The organism is Frankia tisae, assembly GCF_025403405.1.
GTDB lineage: Bacteria > Actinomycetota > Actinomycetes > Frankiales > Frankiaceae > Frankia > Frankia tisai.
Map to the genome: position 1 here is coordinate 1 of NZ_JANEZT010000128.1, position 16,170 is coordinate 16,170.

General features: G+C 67.8%; 11 protein-coding genes and 1 pseudogene. 6 read left to right on the top strand and 6 right to left on the bottom strand.

Annotation, left to right across the window (positions count from 1 at the left end):
* Both NBZ85_RS14215 and NBZ85_RS33770 read right to left on the bottom strand, forming a co-directional pair.
* A pseudogene (locus NBZ85_RS14215) lies at positions 1 to 209 on the bottom strand (transglutaminase-like domain-containing protein); the annotation flags it as partial.
* Positions 206 to 685: a putative acetyltransferase gene (locus NBZ85_RS33770; protein WP_438803083.1), complete on the bottom strand. Its 480-nt coding sequence runs from the start codon at positions 683 to 685 to the stop codon at positions 206 to 208. The gene NBZ85_RS33770 and the pseudogene NBZ85_RS14215, both read right to left, overlap by 4 nt.
* Positions 686 to 770: 85 nt before the next feature.
* Here NBZ85_RS33770 and fdxA point away from each other — a divergent pair, with 85 nt between their 5' ends.
* From fdxA to NBZ85_RS14240, 5 genes are all read left to right on the top strand, one after another.
* On the top strand, positions 771 to 1,094 hold the full coding sequence (fdxA, locus tag NBZ85_RS14220; protein WP_009742053.1) for a ferredoxin: 324 nt from the start codon (positions 771 to 773) through the stop codon (positions 1,092 to 1,094).
* A gap of 59 nt (positions 1,095 to 1,153) precedes the next feature.
* The gene (dapC, locus tag NBZ85_RS14225) at positions 1,154 to 2,830 is read left to right on the top strand and encodes a succinyldiaminopimelate transaminase (RefSeq protein WP_261562048.1); all 1,677 of its coding nucleotides are present in this window, start codon (positions 1,154 to 1,156) and stop codon (positions 2,828 to 2,830) included.
* A gap of 160 nt (positions 2,831 to 2,990) precedes the next feature.
* Positions 2,991 to 3,833, top strand: a complete 843-nt coding sequence (locus NBZ85_RS14230) for a 2,3,4,5-tetrahydropyridine-2,6-dicarboxylate N-succinyltransferase (protein ID WP_261556618.1) — start codon at positions 2,991 to 2,993, stop codon at positions 3,831 to 3,833.
* Between the two features lie 53 nt (positions 3,834 to 3,886).
* Positions 3,887 to 4,966 (top strand): succinyl-diaminopimelate desuccinylase, encoded by a 1,080-nt coding sequence (gene dapE, locus NBZ85_RS14235; RefSeq protein WP_261556617.1) that lies wholly within the window; start codon positions 3,887 to 3,889, stop codon positions 4,964 to 4,966.
* Between the two features lie 445 nt (positions 4,967 to 5,411).
* Positions 5,412 to 7,310: a sugar transferase gene (locus tag NBZ85_RS14240; protein ID WP_261556616.1), complete on the top strand. Its 1,899-nt coding sequence runs from the start codon at positions 5,412 to 5,414 to the stop codon at positions 7,308 to 7,310.
* Between the two features lie 196 nt (positions 7,311 to 7,506).
* Here NBZ85_RS14240 and NBZ85_RS14245 read toward each other — a convergent pair whose 3' ends face one another.
* The 3 genes from NBZ85_RS14245 to NBZ85_RS33130 all read right to left on the bottom strand — a co-directional run bounded on the left by NBZ85_RS14245 (position 7,507) and on the right by NBZ85_RS33130 (position 13,102).
* On the bottom strand, positions 7,507 to 8,988 hold the full coding sequence (locus NBZ85_RS14245) for an ArnT family glycosyltransferase (protein ID WP_261562049.1): 1,482 nt from the start codon (positions 8,986 to 8,988) through the stop codon (positions 7,507 to 7,509).
* A 143-nt stretch (positions 8,989 to 9,131) separates the two neighbouring features.
* A complete protein-coding gene (locus tag NBZ85_RS14250; RefSeq protein WP_261562050.1) occupies positions 9,132 to 11,642 on the bottom strand; it encodes a glycosyltransferase in 2,511 nt (836 codons plus the stop codon).
* Positions 11,643 to 12,058: 416 nt separating this feature from the next.
* Positions 12,059 to 13,102 carry a polyprenol monophosphomannose synthase gene (locus tag NBZ85_RS33130; RefSeq protein ID WP_368861378.1) on the bottom strand — a complete coding sequence of 348 codons (1,044 nt, stop codon included), beginning with the start codon at positions 13,100 to 13,102 and terminating at the stop codon, positions 12,059 to 12,061.
* A 1,117-nt stretch (positions 13,103 to 14,219) separates the two neighbouring features.
* Here NBZ85_RS33130 and NBZ85_RS14255 point away from each other — a divergent pair.
* Entirely contained in the window at positions 14,220 to 14,873 is a 654-nt protein-coding gene (locus NBZ85_RS14255) for a YdcF family protein (RefSeq protein WP_261556612.1), read from the top strand.
* A gap of 34 nt (positions 14,874 to 14,907) precedes the next feature.
* Here NBZ85_RS14255 and NBZ85_RS14260 read toward each other — a convergent pair whose 3' ends face one another.
* Positions 14,908 to 16,056: a cellulase family glycosylhydrolase gene (locus NBZ85_RS14260; protein WP_261562051.1), complete on the bottom strand. Its 1,149-nt coding sequence runs from the start codon at positions 16,054 to 16,056 to the stop codon at positions 14,908 to 14,910.
* Positions 16,057 to 16,170 lie beyond the last annotated feature (114 nt).

Sequence of the window (16,170 nt, forward strand, 5' to 3'; positions counted from 1 at the left end):
CTCGGGAAACCCCGGCTGGCGGTGGCCCGGGCGGCGAGCAGCGGGCGGGCGCGGGCGGCGAGGGCGTTCAGGGCCTCGAGGGTGGCCGCGGCGTCGGCGTCGTCGGCGGTCGCGTCCGCCTCGGCGGCGAGCAGGTGGCAGGCGACGGCCAGGTCGATGGGCTCGTGCCGGATGACCTCGGCGAATCGGTTGCGGCCGCGGGCGCTCATCCGCGCGCCGTCTCGCCTGCGTCGCCCGGGGGCGCCGCCTCGCCCGCGTCGCCCGGGGGCGCCGCCTGCCCGCCGGTAGCCTCGGTCGCCGTTCCCGGGGCCGGGTTCGGCGCAGTGCCCTGTTCCGTCATGTCTGGGATTGTCGCGCGCCGGACCGGCCGGGTTCGGACGATGGTGCCCGGAGCCGGTATGTCCACTGCGGCCTCCAGGCGACCTGGTGCGGTCGGGACCTGCGCATCCGCGCCGGCGCGTGCTCGCCGCGCGGGGGGTCGAGGGGGTATGGCGCGTGCCGCGACCACGTCATCCTCGGTAATCTGGACGCGCGTGCCCTCCGCCGTTTCGACCGTCAACACGTGCGCTGACCATGACCGCAATGTCCCGAGAACGTCACTGAGAGGTATCGGACCCGGGATGCGCCTGCGGATCATGACTCGCGCGCCGATGTCGGCCTGAGTGATGCGGACGACATACACCACCAGTGCACGCCCTTGTTGTCGACACGGAACTGTCCATGTCGATACTAAGGACTCAGTCGCCCGCGAGCCCGAGGAGGAACAACCGGTGACCTACGTCATCGCGGAGCCCTGCGTCGATGTCAAGGACAGGGCCTGTATCGAAGAGTGCCCGGTCGACTGCATCTACGAGGGCGGACGGATGCTCTACATCCAGCCCGACGAGTGCGTCGACTGCGGAGCATGTGAGCCCGTCTGCCCGGTGGAGGCCATCTACTACGAGGACGATGTCCCCGATCAGTGGAAGGGGTACACCGACACCAACGCGAACTTCTTCGAGGAACTCGGTTCGCCGGGGGGTGCCTCGAAGGTCGGCGCACTGGACTTCGACCCGCCGGCGGTCGCCGCGCTGGCCCCCCAGGGCGAGTCCTGAGCGGCGCTGGGCGGTCGGGCAACACCTCCGGAGTCCTGCGGTCACCTGCCCGTTCCCGGGTGCGGCTGCCCGACTTCCCCTGGGACCAGCTCGTCTCGTTCAAGGAGAAGGCCCGCACGCACCCCTACGGGCTCGTCGACCTCTCGGTCGGGACTCCGGTCGACTCCACACCGGTCGTCGTCCAACAGGCGCTGGCCGGTGCCGCGGATGCTCCGGGCTATCCGTTGACGAGCGGCACCCCGGATCTTCGAGAGTCGGCGGCGGGCTGGTTGGCCCGCCGGCTCGGCGTCCTCGTCGATCCGGGGGCCGTCCTGCCGGTGCTCGGTACCAAGGAGCTGGTCGCCCAGCTCCCGGGGCAGCTCGGTCTCGAACCAGGGGACCGGGTCTGGGTACCGACACCGGCTTACCCGACCTACGAGGTCGGTGCGCTGCTGGCCCGCTGCGAGCCGGTCATCGGCCCCGCGGACGGGGTGACGCTCGTCTGGCTGAACTCGCCCGGAAACCCGACGGGCCGGGTGCTGACGATCGACGAGATGCGGGCCGTGGTCACCTGGGCCCGCGAGCGGGGTGTCATCGTCGCCAGCGACGAGTGCTACATCGAGCTGGGCTGGGAGAGCCGGCCCGTCTCGGTGCTGCATCCGGACGTCTGCGGCGGTTCGCACGAGGGCCTGCTCGCGGTGCACTCCCTGTCGAAACGGTCGAACCTCGCGGGCTACCGGGCCGGCTTCGTCACCGGTGACCCGGCGCTCGTCGAGGGCTTGCTCGGGGTCCGCAAGCACGCCGGTTTCATGATGCCGACGCCGGTGACGGCGGCGATGGCCGCCGCCTACGCCGACGACATGCACGTCGCCGACCAGCGGGCCCGCTACGCCAACCGGCGGGCGGTGCTCGCGGCGGCGCTGGCGGTCGCCGGATTCACCATCGACCACAGCGAGGCCGGCCTGTACCTGTGGGCCACCCGCGGCGAGGACGCGTGGGCCACGGTCGACGCCCTCGCCGGGGTCGGCGTGCTGGTCGCTCCGGGCACGTTCTACGGCGAGGGCGGGCGCCAGCACGTCCGGGTCGCCCTCACGGCGCCGGACTCCCAGGTGGCGACGGTTCCCGAGCGGATGACCATGCTGGCGCCGGCGGTCGTGGCGGGCCATCCGGGCACGGGGTCGCACCAGACCGGGCCGGCCGGTGGCCCGCCGGCCGGCGGTGGCTACCCGCAGTCCGGGCCCCCGGCCGGCTACGGCGGCCAGCCGGGCGGATATCCTCCGGCCCCGGGCTACCCGGCCGGGCCGGCGCGGGCGCGTTACGAGTCCGCGGCGTCCTACGAGACCCGGCCCGTGTACGAGCAGCGGCCGGTGGGCTACGAGGGGCAGCCCAGCTACGAGGGCACATCCGGCTACGAGGGGCAGCCCGGCTACGAGGGGCAGCCCAACTACCAAGGGCAGCCTGGCTATCAGGGCCAGCCCGGCTATGAGGGGCAGCCCGGTTATGAGGGGCAGCCCGGCTACGAGCGCTCCCCGCGCTACGGGCGGCATTCCGCCCACGGCGCCCGCCCGGGCGGCTACGAGGAGCCGACCCAGCGCGACAGCCAGGCCGGATACGACGACGCGGGCGGCTACGAGGACCCCGCGGGCTACGGCCGGCCGGCCGACTACGACGACCCGCCGACCGGCCAGGGCCCGCCCTCCGGGGCCGGCCGCCACGCCGCCGGCGGCCCGTGGAACGGCGAGCCGGACATTCGCTGACGCTGCGGCCGGCCGGTGGGCCGGCCGCAGCAACAGCAGCCGCTGCCGCCAGGATCGACCCCGCGAGCTCCGCGTCGACGGGCTGGTGGAGGAACGGGCGGAGCCACAGCGTGGCCGGCACCGTGGCCGGCAGCGCGGCCGACCTCATAAGGTCGGGCCTGTGACCGCACCCAACACGACTTTCGACTCCCCGATCGATCCCATCGTCGACGAACTGTGGGATCGCCGGGCCGATCTGACCCCTGACGACGCCGATGCCCGGAAGACCGTCGTCGCGGCCGTCGACGCCATCGACGCCGGGGTCGCCCGCGTCGCGACCGTCGCCGCGGACGGCTCGGTCGTCGTCGACGAGCGGGCCAAGCGGGCGATCCTGTTGTCCTTCAAGGTTCTACCGATGGCCGAGTCGGCCGCCGGGGACTTCCACTACCACGACCGGATGCCGCTGAAGACCCGCTTCGACGGCGTCCGGGTGGTGCCGGGGGCCATCGTCCGCTGGGGTGCGCACGTCCAGCCCGGCGCGATCCTCATGCCCAGCTACACCAACATCGGCGGCTATGTCGGCGCGGGCACCCTGGTCGACACCTGGGCGACCGTCGGGTCCTGCGCCCAGGTCGGCCGCAACGTGCACCTCTCGGGCGGGGTCGGGCTCGGCGGCGTGCTCGAACCGCCGAACGCGGTCCCGGTCGTCGTCGAGGACGACGCCTTCGTCGGCAGCCGGTGCATGGTCGTCGACGGAGCCCGGGTGCGCCGCGGCGCCAAGCTCGGCGCCGGCGGGATCCTGACCGCGTCCACCCACGTGTTCGACGCGACCACCGGCGAGGAGTACCCGCGCGGCGAGATCCCCGAGCGGGCGGTCGCCGTCGGTTCCAGCCGGCTGAAGTCGTTTCCCGGCGGGGAGTTCGCCATGCCGTGCATCCTGGTGCTGCGCACCCTCGCCGAGGGCGAGATCCACGACAAGCTGGCGCTGAACGACGTCCTGCGCGAGCACGGCATCGCCGGCTGACCATCGCTTTGTCGGGCGCGGTGCGTCGGCGCGCGGGCCGTAGGGTCGTCGGTATGGAACTGGATCTCACCGCCCCGGTCGGCGAGCTCACCCGGCAGCTCGTCGACGTGCCGTCCGTGAGCGGCGGGGAGGCTCCGCTGGCGGATGCGGTGGAGAAGGCTCTCGCGGCGGTCGACGGGCTGCAGGTCGAGCGAGACGGTGACGCCGTGGTGGCCCGGACCTTCCTGGGCCGGCCGTCCCGGATCCTGCTCGCCGGGCATCTGGACACGGTCCCGCTGGCGGAGAATCTGCCCGCGCGGGTGGTGGGCGGGCGCCTCTACGGCTGCGGCACGTCCGACATGAAGGCGGGCGTGGCGATCGCGCTTCGGCTGGCAGCCACCCTCCCGCTCACCGGCACCGGCACCGGCGCGCTGCGGCACGACGTCACCTGGATCTGCTACGACAACGAAGAGGTCACCGCCGACCGCAACGGGCTGCGCCGCCTCGCCGAGCGGCACCGGGACTGGCTGGACGCGGATCTCGCCATCCTCATGGAGCCGACCTCCGGCGAGGTGGAGGCCGGCTGCCAGGGAACGCTGCGCGCCGTCGTCACGCTGCCCGGCACCCGGGCGCACTCCGCCCGTTCCTGGCTCGGCGACAACGCCATCCACAAGGCGGGCGAGGTCCTGCGCCGCCTGGGCGAGTACCAGGCCCGGACGGTGACGCTGGACGGGTGCACCTACCGCGAGGGGCTGTCCGCGGTCCGCATCGACGGCGGCGTGGCCGGCAACGTGATCCCCGACCTGTGCCGGGTCACGGTGAACTTCCGCTTCGCGCCGGACCGGACTCCGCAGGGGGCCTTCGCCCATGTCCGGGAGCTCTTCGACGGCTTTGACCTGGAGCTGACCGACCGGGCGGGCGGCGCGCCGCCCGGGCTGGCCGCGCCGGCCGCGGCCGCCTTCGTCGCCGCCACCGGCCGGGTCCCGGTGGCGAAGTACGGCTGGACGGACGTCGCGCGCTTCGCCGAGCTCGGCATCCCGGCACTGAACTACGGTCCGGGCGACCCGAACCTCGCCCACACCCGCGACGAGTACGTCGAGCTCGCCGCGATCGATGAGGGCGAACGGCTGCTACGCCGTTACCTGACCGCCTGACCGCCTGACCGCCTGACCGCCGCCTGGCGACGGCGGACTCTCACCGTGCGTGACTAAGACTGCGGTCGTTAAATGGGCGGTTTGCCCAATTTTGACATGCGGTGGAAGCGAACCGGGTTCCGGTCCGTCCGGCGTGCTCCCGACGGAGCAAAAGTGTCTCGGGCACGGATTTCGTGCGAATCGGTCCAGCAGCGATTTATGTCACGCACGCGAGCCATCACGCGATGCCGGTATAGATCTGGCGATGCCGGGACGTTAGAGTTGGCTGCGCACCTACAGTGCCGGCCGGACGGGGGGTCCGTATAGCCGGTGATGCGGCGAGTCAGGTGGGCTCGGCCGGTGGCCGGGATGCAGCGTCATGTGCCGTGACCAGGGCCGTCGGTGTACAAGTCCGCTTTCCGTCGTCGTCGGCCAACGAAGGTCGTGACCATGGGGGGTCTGCCAGGTGACGGACACTGTCTTCAGCGATGCCAGGATCGGGTTGGGGAGCGACTCGAAGACTGGGCCCAATGGCAACGAACCGGACAAAAAAGACGATGTCTACGACGAACGTACGCTGACCAACATCAGGAGAAGGCTGATACCGACGGGCCCGCAGCAGCTGGCCGAGGCCGGGGCGCAGGCTGCCCCGCCCACGACGGAACAGGCGATCCCGGCGCAGTGGATGCGAGCCCAGCCCGGGGCGCCCGGCGGGTTGGAGACGGCGGAGGGTGACGCCCTCGGCGGGGCCGGGGCCGCAGGTGAGAGCTACGTCTTCGGCGGGCCCGAGACCATTACCGGGAGTGACGTTTCTGGCTGGCCCGGGGCCGCGGGAGGTCGCGGCGCCCGTGGGGATGCTGGTGACGGCAGCGGTGTCCCGCTCGGTCCCGAGGACCGCGCCGGCGAATTCGAGGGCTACCGGGCCAAGGTGCCCTGGGAGCGTCGATTCGGCTGGTTACTGGTGGGTTCGGACGCGGCGGCCTGCGTGATCGCCGCCGGCGTGGCCTACCTCGTGCGGTTCGGCGGGCTGGTCGAGTTCGACCTGAAGCCCATCTCCGCGAAGCCCTATGTGGTGATGTCGGTCGTGCTGCCCATCGTCTGGGTGCTGGCGATGTTCCTGGGGCGCGCCTACGAGAGCCGCTTCCTCGGCAGCGGGTCGGAGGAGTTCCGCCGGGTCCTCAACGCCGCCGCGCACCTGACCGCGGTCGTGGCCGTGCTGTCGTATGCGACCAAGGCCGAGCTCGCCCGCGCCTACGTCCTCATCGCGTTCCCCGCCGCGATCCTGCTGACGGTGCTCGGCCGCTGCGCTGCCCGCGGCTACCTGCACCGCCTGCGCCGCGGTGGCCGCGGCCTGCACCGGGTGCTCGTCGTCGGCGCCGGCGACTCGGCGGCGTCGCTCGTCCGGCTCGCGCGGCGAGACCCCACCGCGGGCTGGTCGGTCGTCGGCGTCGTACTGGACCGCTCGCCCGGTCGGCACAGCCACGACTACGCGGACCGGGGGGGCTTCGACCTGCTGGGTGTGCCCATCGTTGGCACGTCCGAGAGCCTGCACACCGCCATCCGCGCGACCCGGGCGACCACCGTGGCCATCAGCCCGCAGATGGACGGGGAGACGCTGCGCCGGGTGCTGTGGATGCTGGAGGGCAGCGACGTCGACGTGCTGGTCTCCTCGGCGCTGACCGACGTGACCGGCCCGCGGATCTCGATCCGCCCCGTGGCGGGCCTGCCGCTGCTGCACATCGAGGAGCCGGAGCTGACCGGCGCGCGCCGGGCCGTGAAGGGCCTGTTCGACCGCAGCGTGGCCATCGGTGTGCTGCTGCTGTCCGCGCCGCTGTTCCTGACGCTGGCGCTCGCGGTCCGCCTCACCAGCCCCGGCCCGGCAATCTTCCGCCAGATCCGGGTCGGGTGCGACGGCCGGCCGTTCACCATGTTCAAGTTCCGCTCGATGTACACCGACGCGGAGGCGCGCAAGGCGGAGCTCGCGGAGCAGAACGAGCGCGCCGAGGGCCTGCTGTTCAAGATGCGCGATGATCCCCGGATCACGAAGGTCGGCAAGTTCCTGCGCAAGTGGTCGCTCGACGAGCTGCCGCAGCTGCTGAACATCGCCAACGGAACGATGTCCCTCGTTGGCCCGCGCCCACCGTTGCCCGCCGAGGTTGCTCAGTACGAGGACGACGTTCACCGTCGCCTCATGGTCAAACCGGGCCTGACCGGCCTGTGGCAGATCTCCGGGCGATCCGATCTTGAATGGGACGAGTCGGTCCGCCTCGACCTGCGCTACGTCCAGAACTGGTCCCTGCCACTCGACTTCTACATCCTGTGGCGCACCGTCTTCGCCGTACTACGCCGCGAAGGCGCCTATTAGCGAGTCGATCTCGGGTTGATATCGACGCACCTCTTTGCTAGCGCAGCAATTCTTTGATCCCGGTCCACGTCCGCCTGATACTTCTGGCGTCGGGGGACCATGCGCGGGTCGGGCTGGTCACCGACCTTGGGAGGGTCGCCCGAGGTCGGTGCATGCCGGCCGGCGACTCTCGCATCATCAGCCTACGGTCCGATGCTCAGGAATCCGTGCGATGCCAGACAGTCCAACCACCGGGTTCGGGTAGTTTCGTGATCTTCCGGTACTTCGTCCTGTCGTTCAGGATGTCCTGAATCTGCCAGTCGAGGGTTGCTGTCGGCCCGAACCGAAGGACCACGACGTCGAAGTAGCGGTCGGTAAGCGCGTGACGGTATGCATCGAGCCCGGTGTAAGCCGCGCCGTTCCTGGTGTCCTGATAATAGAGAAAATAGGTGCCGTTCCATTGCCAGGGCGCTGTCAGCCCTTCCAGGTAGTAGCGAGGCACCTCGGATTCCTCAACCAGATAATGGCCGGACCCGAACCGGACCTGCGTCATCAGCAGGGCCGTCAGGGGCTTGCTGTCTGCCCAGCCACGGAAAAGTTCATGAGCGTTGCGAACTCCGCTTGCCAGCAACATGACGGCCGCTAGCGAGACCGCCAGTAGCCGCGGTGCCAGCTGGCGCCGCGAGTCGTACAGCTCTATCCGGCCCAAGATGAAGGCCACGCCAGCGCCGGCAAGTGGTGCGGCGAAGACGAGGCCGAACGCAACATGCTTGTGCAGAGAAGTCAGTTCGCCGGAGCGGGCCTGGAAGATGATCGGCAAGAGTGAGGAGAGTAGCAGCAGAGCCGTCAGCGCGGGTCGACGCCTTCCGATGAGCACCATTCCCAGCACGGCTACCAGGAGGGTTGGCGCGGCCCATTCCAGGCCTTGCCGGGCCACCTCGACAGGAGAGGTGGGGCCGAGCGCTTTCCGTGACAGAGTCGTGGTGACAAGGCCGGATAGCTGGTCGGTCCCGGTCAGCCACAACCAGCATCCGACCACCCCGACGGCTCCGAGTGTCATCCCCAGCGCAACGCAGAGTAGTCGACCCGCCGAGCGGGCACGGATCGCTGGTTCCCGGGATCTCTTTCCGCCCAGAAAATCGGGCGCCGACGGCCTTGCCATCCGAAACACCGTCATGAGGATTAACAGCAGGATGGACGGCACAAACAGGGCGGCGACATACTTCGTGACGACGGCACCTGCGAGCAGGAAACCTGAGCAGGACGCCAGTAGTCCGGCGCGCCATCTACGGCCGTTCTCGGCGGCGCGTAGCCCCATCGCCAGCCCGGCGACCAACAGCATCAGAGCCATCGCATCGTAGGTGGCGAAATGCCCGACGAACAGTACCGGGCCGGAGAGGACGAAAGCAGCGGCACCCGCAACTCCGGCGGTCTGCCCGTACAGACATCGCCCTACCGAGGCGACCAGCGCAGTCGTGATGACGCAACAGACCAGACTGAACAGACGGGCACCGGCGAGGCCACCCACCGTGTCGGCCAGAGCGCCAAGAGGTGGATAGACGTATGGAGAGCCCGAGAAATAAGAACCGAAATCCTCGTTAATTGGATTCCCGTGTCGCCACGAGTCCAATATCTGGTGGCCCGCGTCAAGATAGAGCGCCTCATCTTGGAATGCGGTCGCGGACAGACCGAGGGTCATCGACACCTGCACTACCAGTACAGCGGCCAACCCGAAACGCCGGCCGAATAGAAGCCGGGCCCGCTGGCGATGTCGCGTGTCGGGGGGCGCTGCCGCGGTCCACCGATGGTGGGCACGTCGAGGGATCTCAAGGGTTTGGGTGCTCATGAGACCGCTCCGCAGTTTTCGGGGCTCGATGCTTCGGCACTCACGGGCTTGACACCCTGCTCGCCGAGGATTTGAGCCGTGAGATAAGCTCCCGCGCGCCATGCCGCAAGATCCTTGCGAGCAGCATAGGGGTCGGGGCCGTCGGTCTGATAAATTAGACCGATTGCCTGGTAGGCTTTTGCGGCGCTGACTGCAGCACCTATCCAGGCGCCGACCTGATTCGGATCGCCTGCTGCGGAGAAGGTTACCAGTAGCGGCTTGTTCGGATAAGTCAGCTGTATACGGTCGAGTTCCTCCTTTGGCGCCACCCATTGTGTCCCGGGATATTGGATCCAGGTGACAGCGACTACATCGATTTGGTCAGTCGGTGGTCGGTAGCGGGCACCGTCCGATGGAGCGGCGGGCTGCCAGGTCCAGGCGACGTTGTCGGCATGAGCGTGGTCAAAGATGCGACGGATATGCGTCCATGCTCTGGCGGAGTCTGTCGGAACCCCCCCATTGGCCACGGCGGAACTAGCCACGTAGTTACGGTCCACCGACGGCAACACCGTCAGATACAGAGGATGCCCCCATTTCGCGATCTCCTTGGCCCATCGCCGGATGGCGGTGTCCTGGACAGAGTTCACGATGGCAGGCAGCGTAGAGTCGAGCGAGCTCTTTCCGTTGTGGGTGAAAACGAGCGTCAACCAAGGTATACCACCGCTCGTGCGAACTCGATCAGCCCATTCCGCGGGGAAACTACTTCCGATCTCGACGGAACGGGCAGAAATCCCCGTCATGTTCAACTTGCGGGCAAGTTCGACATATCCCGCGTCCGGTCCCGTCGTCACGGCCAAGCCTGCAGGCAGCGCATGCGCGCAGGGGGCCGGATGAAAGGCTGTCGGATGCGGAGGCCGGGCTCCCGAATGGATGCTGAGGGTGAATGAGATTACGCTTACGGCGGCCGCGGTCAGCCGAAGTGGCACCGGCACGTTCACCACGAGCCGCCTCCGGGGGGCTCGCGGAGCCCGGCGTGCGCCTGGGCTTCGGAACGCGTCGCCAAATGTGAGCGAGCAGAATACGACTAGCATTGCGGCCATGTAAATGATCCACGCACCGGCAATAAGGTCAGGTGCGGAAAACCCACGAAAGGCTACAACAGCCAGCCCGAAAAGACAGAGTGCCAAAGCTGCGAGGTGCGGTAGGATTGGACGCCACGACACCGATCCATCGCGTTGCTTTGCAGTGATGGTAAAGCTGCTGCGAGACCCGCTGATCACGGTCAGTGCGGCTGCCGTGAGTGCAGGGAAGGAGATAAATCCGGCAATAATTCCTCGCCAGGTCGACCGGCCTCGTGCCGCCGCCCAAAAAGCCGACTGCCCAAAGAGAAAATAAGGAAGAAAATGTCGAAGGAAGCCGGCCGCATCCGCGCCCCGCACCGCGGGAATCTGCGTCACGACGAAGATGATCGGAGTCAGTAGATAGACAAGGTCGCGAAACCCCGAAATATAGTGGGTGCAGGCCAGGCTGTACTGAAGGCGTTGCGCCCCCGTCAGCCTGCTTCGTGGATGGACAAGGTCTGACCAGTGGGTCTTGAGAACTTCGAAGGTGCCACGCGCCCAACGGTTCTGCTGCTTCAGGTAACTGGCGGCATCGACGGGGCCGAGTCCCTCGGCGAATTTTCCCTCAAGATAGACTCCGCGCCAGTCGGGTGCCAACCGGATAGACGCCGCAAAGTCCTCGGTGACCGAGTCCTGCGGCATCCCGCCGATCGAGTCCAGTGCCATGGCTCTGATCACGACATTTGTTCCGCAGATGAAGGACGCGTTTCGGGCGGCCTTTCCCGGGCAGAGCACATCATAGAAGAGTGCCTGCTGGTCTGCGGCCCAGCGAGCTACCGGAAGATCTGTATTGCGATAGTACTGTGCGGTCTGAACCCAGCCGACCTCAGGATCGGAAAAGGGCGGCAGTGTGGCAATAAGAAAATCAGGGGTCGGCACCATGTCGGCGTCGAAGACCGCTAGCAGGGCGTCTCCGGTGGCACCGACCAGGTGACGAACGTTCTCGATGTTCCCAGCCTTGGCCCCGCCCCCCACCGTTCGGGTGATGCAGGTAACTCCGAGCTGTCTGACGCAGCTTTCCACCAGATGCCAGTCGGGGTTTCCCGCCACGCGCCCGTCATTGCAGACGATGATATGGACCCGAGCCTCCGGGTTCAGCCGCAGGTATTCCGAGCGAGCCGCGATGGCACCGTTGACTGTCGGGCCAAGTACAGACATCGACTCGCCGGCAGTGGGGATCAGAATATAGATTGGAAAGTGGCTTGGGTCGTCAATCTGCCGTAACGGAGGGGGCTCCTTCGGCCAGATGGTTGCCTGTAGCCCGAGTGCGTGAAGGGCCCCGAAGACCTCGGCGACGAGGAGGGGAAGCGCCAGCCATGCTGCCGACCAGTTCGTGACCGAGATCCGCCAAGTAAGGTAGTCGACCGTGCTGAAGAGGACTCCGACCGTACTTGTCGCGATCCACACCTGACTCCGTGGGCGCCCCGAGCCTGCGACGAGGGCGAGAGTCATCAAAGCCGCGGCGCCGGAGGCCCAAGGACCCGGCTGAAGCCACATAAGTGTGACGACAAATGCGATCGCGAGAAGTGGGAACCTGACCCGACGAAGAAGGCCTCGACCGGGTACGGGTTCGCCCGGCTGGTGCCACAGCGGATCTTCGTCGAAGACATCTCGGCGTTCCGGAAGCCTGGCACGGCGAGCATCGGAAGGACGAAAAGTAACTGTCATCTACGGGAGTTCACCCGGCGAAGTATAGGGCGACATCTGGCTCTGGACTGCTTTCGGCTGCGGAAGATTCTGGTATGCCGCCCCCGGTCTGCCGAAGCGGCATGTGGCGGCCTCTTTGTCCTGGCATATGAAGAATTTCTGCGGAGGTAGGTGTCCTACCCCTGCAATTCTTTTTCCAGCGATCGGCCCCCGTGCTGCTCCGGGAAATCCTCGGTCGTACTCTGTGAGGTCGGCCAGTGAGGGTTGCTGATGCTGTGGGGAGCCGGACACCATTTAGCCGCCAGTCCCCAGCGAGTGACTTTCGCGAGGGCCTCCAGGACGACCATGGATGACATCTTGGACTGCCCGGCCTCGCGCTCGCGGAAGAGGATCGGAACCTCCTGGATTCGAAATCCGTGGATCCAGGAGAGGTATGCTGTCTCTACCTGAAAGCAGTATCCGGTAGAAGTGAGCGCGGATACCGGGAGAGCTCTCAGGACATGGTGGTGGAAGACCCGGTAGCCCGCGGTGGCGTCGGCTACTGGGAGTCTGAGTACCCGTTGGACATACCGGTTTCCGGTTCGCGAAATAAGCTTACGCAGTGGGGACCAGCCTGCTGTCGAACCGCCTTTTATATAGCGGGAACCGATTACCAGGTCGGCCTTTGATGCGGCTTCCAACATACGAGGAAGATCGCGCGGATCGTGAGAAAGATCCCCATCGATCTCAACTAGTAGCTGGTATCCTCGTGTGATGCCCCAATCGAATCCGGCACGATAGGCGGCACCCAGACCTTGCTTCGAGCTCCGACTCAGAAGGTGCACTCGGGCGTCCGTGGCCATAACCGACCTGATGATGTCGAGCGTGCCGTCCGTGCTTCCGTCGTCGACCACCAGTATATCAATAGTAGTGTCCGCCGCCCGCAACCCGAATATAACCTGTGCGATGCTTCCCGATTCATTGAAAGTGGGAATTACGCAAAGTATTTTCATTGCGCCGGCCTGCGATTGGGCATGATGGCCCGTCTCGGGCGTGTCGCAACGTCTGTAGGCACCAAGATCCCCCCGGCTTGATGTGAGTCGATGCCGGGTCGAGGTCAGACCTAGCGGTTCCCGACTACTGCCTGGAAGTGTACCCACATCGCCTACCCATACGTGGGCCGGCCATGGTGCGAGTGACTGCAAATCAAGCATCTCGGCACCAAATGTGAAGTTGGTCATATTCAATCTCTGTCGCGACGAGTAGATAACTTCCACAGAAGGAGCGTCTACTGTGAGTTATGAAATGGATGCAGAATGGAGGAGTTGAGGGTTCGGCCTGGGCCGTCTATCACTTAGAGTTACTACTACACTCTATTTTCGTCAAGGTCGGTTAGGGTTGGCGTTCAAGGAAGACGTAGGCCCCTTTGTGAGGCACCCGTGTGCGTGATCAAAATGTGCGACCTCCGCCTTCCTGTGGGTATCGTGTTTCCTATGGTCATCGCGCGTGCTGTAGCCGCAACCTAATGGATGTTTGTTGTTTCTGTTGTGATGAGGCGCCCTGGATGGGCGGCCGCGGTCCGGCCCTATGCGTCGGAGGGGTGTTCGCGCTGAACGCTTTTCCGCGCGGCATATCTTCGCGTCCGAGTCGGTTGCTGCCGCCCTCGGCGGGGCGTCGCGCGCAGTCGACCGGTCGGTTGCCGGCGGGGCACGCTGCCCGGGTATGAAGCTCAGTAGGCGCGCGCGAGAGTCGAGGGCTCGGGCGAGGACGTCGAGGGCTCGGGCCGCCGGGTTGGATGTCGTAGCCGCCGGCACGTTGCCGCGCTAGGTCCACAGCAGGACGCTGACGCTCGGTGACGGTGTCTGCGAACAGGCGAAGTCGCCTCTTGTGGCCCGAACAGCATGCCGACGCGCTGATCGCCGCTCTGCCCGCCCAGGGGGTGCCAGATCTCGGCCGGATCCACTGCGTACGGGCTCCGCGATTACGACTGGGCCGGAGTCGCCATCCGAGCCTGGCAGGCGCCGGCCGGGGCCATTGACTGCCGGCCCGCCACAGCGCTTCTGCCTGAAGGAGTCACTCGCCGTGCGCGACGCCGCCGCTGATCCGTCGGCAGAGGTCGACGATGCGATTGCCGCGATGCAGGCCGAACGGTCCGGATAGTACGCGGTCGTGCGGCGTGCTCGTGTTTTTCCGGACGGGTTGAACTGTGTATGGTGCTTACCGTCCTGGCCGAGGCGCTGGCGTCGATCCTGCCCAGGACCCGAGTCGGCGGCGGTTCTGTGGCAGCCGATGAATCGGATCACATCGGCGGGTCGTGGAGAACATCGGCGGATCTCGGTCGTTGGTGTGGGTGGACGAGTGGAGATCCTCCAAGTTGCGGGAAGTGTGGTCATCCTGACCCGTCCAGCCGGGCACGAGGACGAGGGCGCCTCGGATGCCCAGCCTGCCACGGATCTTGGTCAGCCTGCCGAAGCGCGTGATCTGCGCACCAGCAGATCACGGTGGCTGTGGCTGTGTCTGGGCGCCGTCGTTGTTGTCGTGACGCTGATCGTCTCGACCTTGCGGCTGTTCGTCTTCCCGACGCTCGACGCGCCGTCCAAAGCGGACGCGATCGTCGTGCTCGGCGGCGTGGATGGCGGGTTGGGGCGGGCACTGGCGCTGAGCCGGGCGGGATATGCGCCGACGCTGGTGGTGTCGACGCCGCTCCGCTGGTGCCCATCCGACGCCGAGGCGGGCACCGGGGTGCGGGTGATCTGTTTTCGGCCGGAGCCGTTCACCACCCAGGGTGAGGGCCGTGAGATCCGGCTGCTGGCGGGTCGCGACGGCTGGCGGAAGGTCATCGTCGTCGCGCGGCGGACCCAGGCGACGCGGGCCCGTCTGCGGGTCGACCGCTGCTTCCACGGCGACGTGCAGCTGGAAGCTCCGTCCATGCCAGCACGCGCGCTGCCCTACAACATCGCCTACGAGTGGGGAGCCATGGCGAAGGCCCTCGTGCTGCAACGCAGTTGCTGACCACCGGACGCGGCGAAGCACGCCGGACGAACCGTCAGCTCGCGGGGCCGCTTCCCGGGCGAGGAGCGGGGTCGAGCGCCCGGGCGAGGACGCCGAGGACCGGGTCGCCGGGCAGGATGTCGTAGCCGTCGCCGGAGTCGTTGCCGCGCCACGTCCACAGCAGGACGCCGGCGACGCCGGCCTGCAGCTGTGCGCCGATCTTGCGGTTGACGAGGGCGGCCCGCCCCGGGATCCCGCCGGCCTCCCGCGGGGCGACGCCCATCTCCCCGACGATGAGCGGCTTGTGCAGCGCCGCGGCCTGGCGCAGCCGCTCGGCCAGGCCGTTCCACCGGTCGCCGGGAACCGGGGCGGGGCTGTAGTCGTGGTACTCGAGGACATCGACGCCGCCGATCGCGTGCAGGGTCGCGTACTCGCCGGCGGCGGCGCCGCACTGGCCGGCGCCGACCGTGCCGACGCTGACCAGGTGGTGGGGGTCGACGCTCTTCACCAGGGTGACCATGTCCTGGGCGAACGAGTGCAGGGTCGCGGCGGCGTTCGGGGCGCACGGGCCGCGGTAGGCCGTCGCGTCCTCGGCCTCGTTCATCAGCTGCCACAGGGCGATCGCCGGCTCGTCGCGGTAGCGGGTGACGGCCTCCCGCACCCACGCGCGGTAGCTGTCGGGCTGGCCGGGCGGCGGCGCGGAACGGTAGCCGGTCTGGTACCACTGCTGCGTCTTGTAGCCGGCCTGGTAGGTGGGGAAGCCCTCGCACTGCGGCCACTGGTTGCCCAGGGTCGCGACGATGCGCAGGCCGCGGCTTTTCGCCGCGGCGATCGTGCGGTCGAACGTCGACCAGTCCCGGCGGCCGTCGAGGGTGGTGGCCAGGCGCTGGAAGAACCAGGTGCGCACCACCTGCACCCCGCTGCCGAGGGAGGGCGCGACCTCCTCGAGATCCACCGGTTCCCCGCAGCCGTAGCGGCTGTCGTCCGCGGGGGTGTTCGCGTTCCACACGTTGATCCCGGTGAAACGCCACGGCTTGCCGGCCAGCTCCAGGCGGCCCCCGGCGACCGTGACGAACGCGTCGGCGAGGCTGCCCGGCGATCCTGGCTGTCCCGGGTCGGCGGAACCCTGCCGGCCGGCGGTGGCATGCCCGCCGCCTGTGCATCCGGTGGCGACGGCGCCGAGTACGAGCGTCGCACCGACCACGGCCAACACCACCCGGCGGAGGCGGCCGGAGCTCGGGTGCCGTTCGGGCCGGGATTGGCGCCAGAGCCGGGGCTGGTGCCAACCCCGGCGCCGGGGGGACGGGCCCTGTCTCTT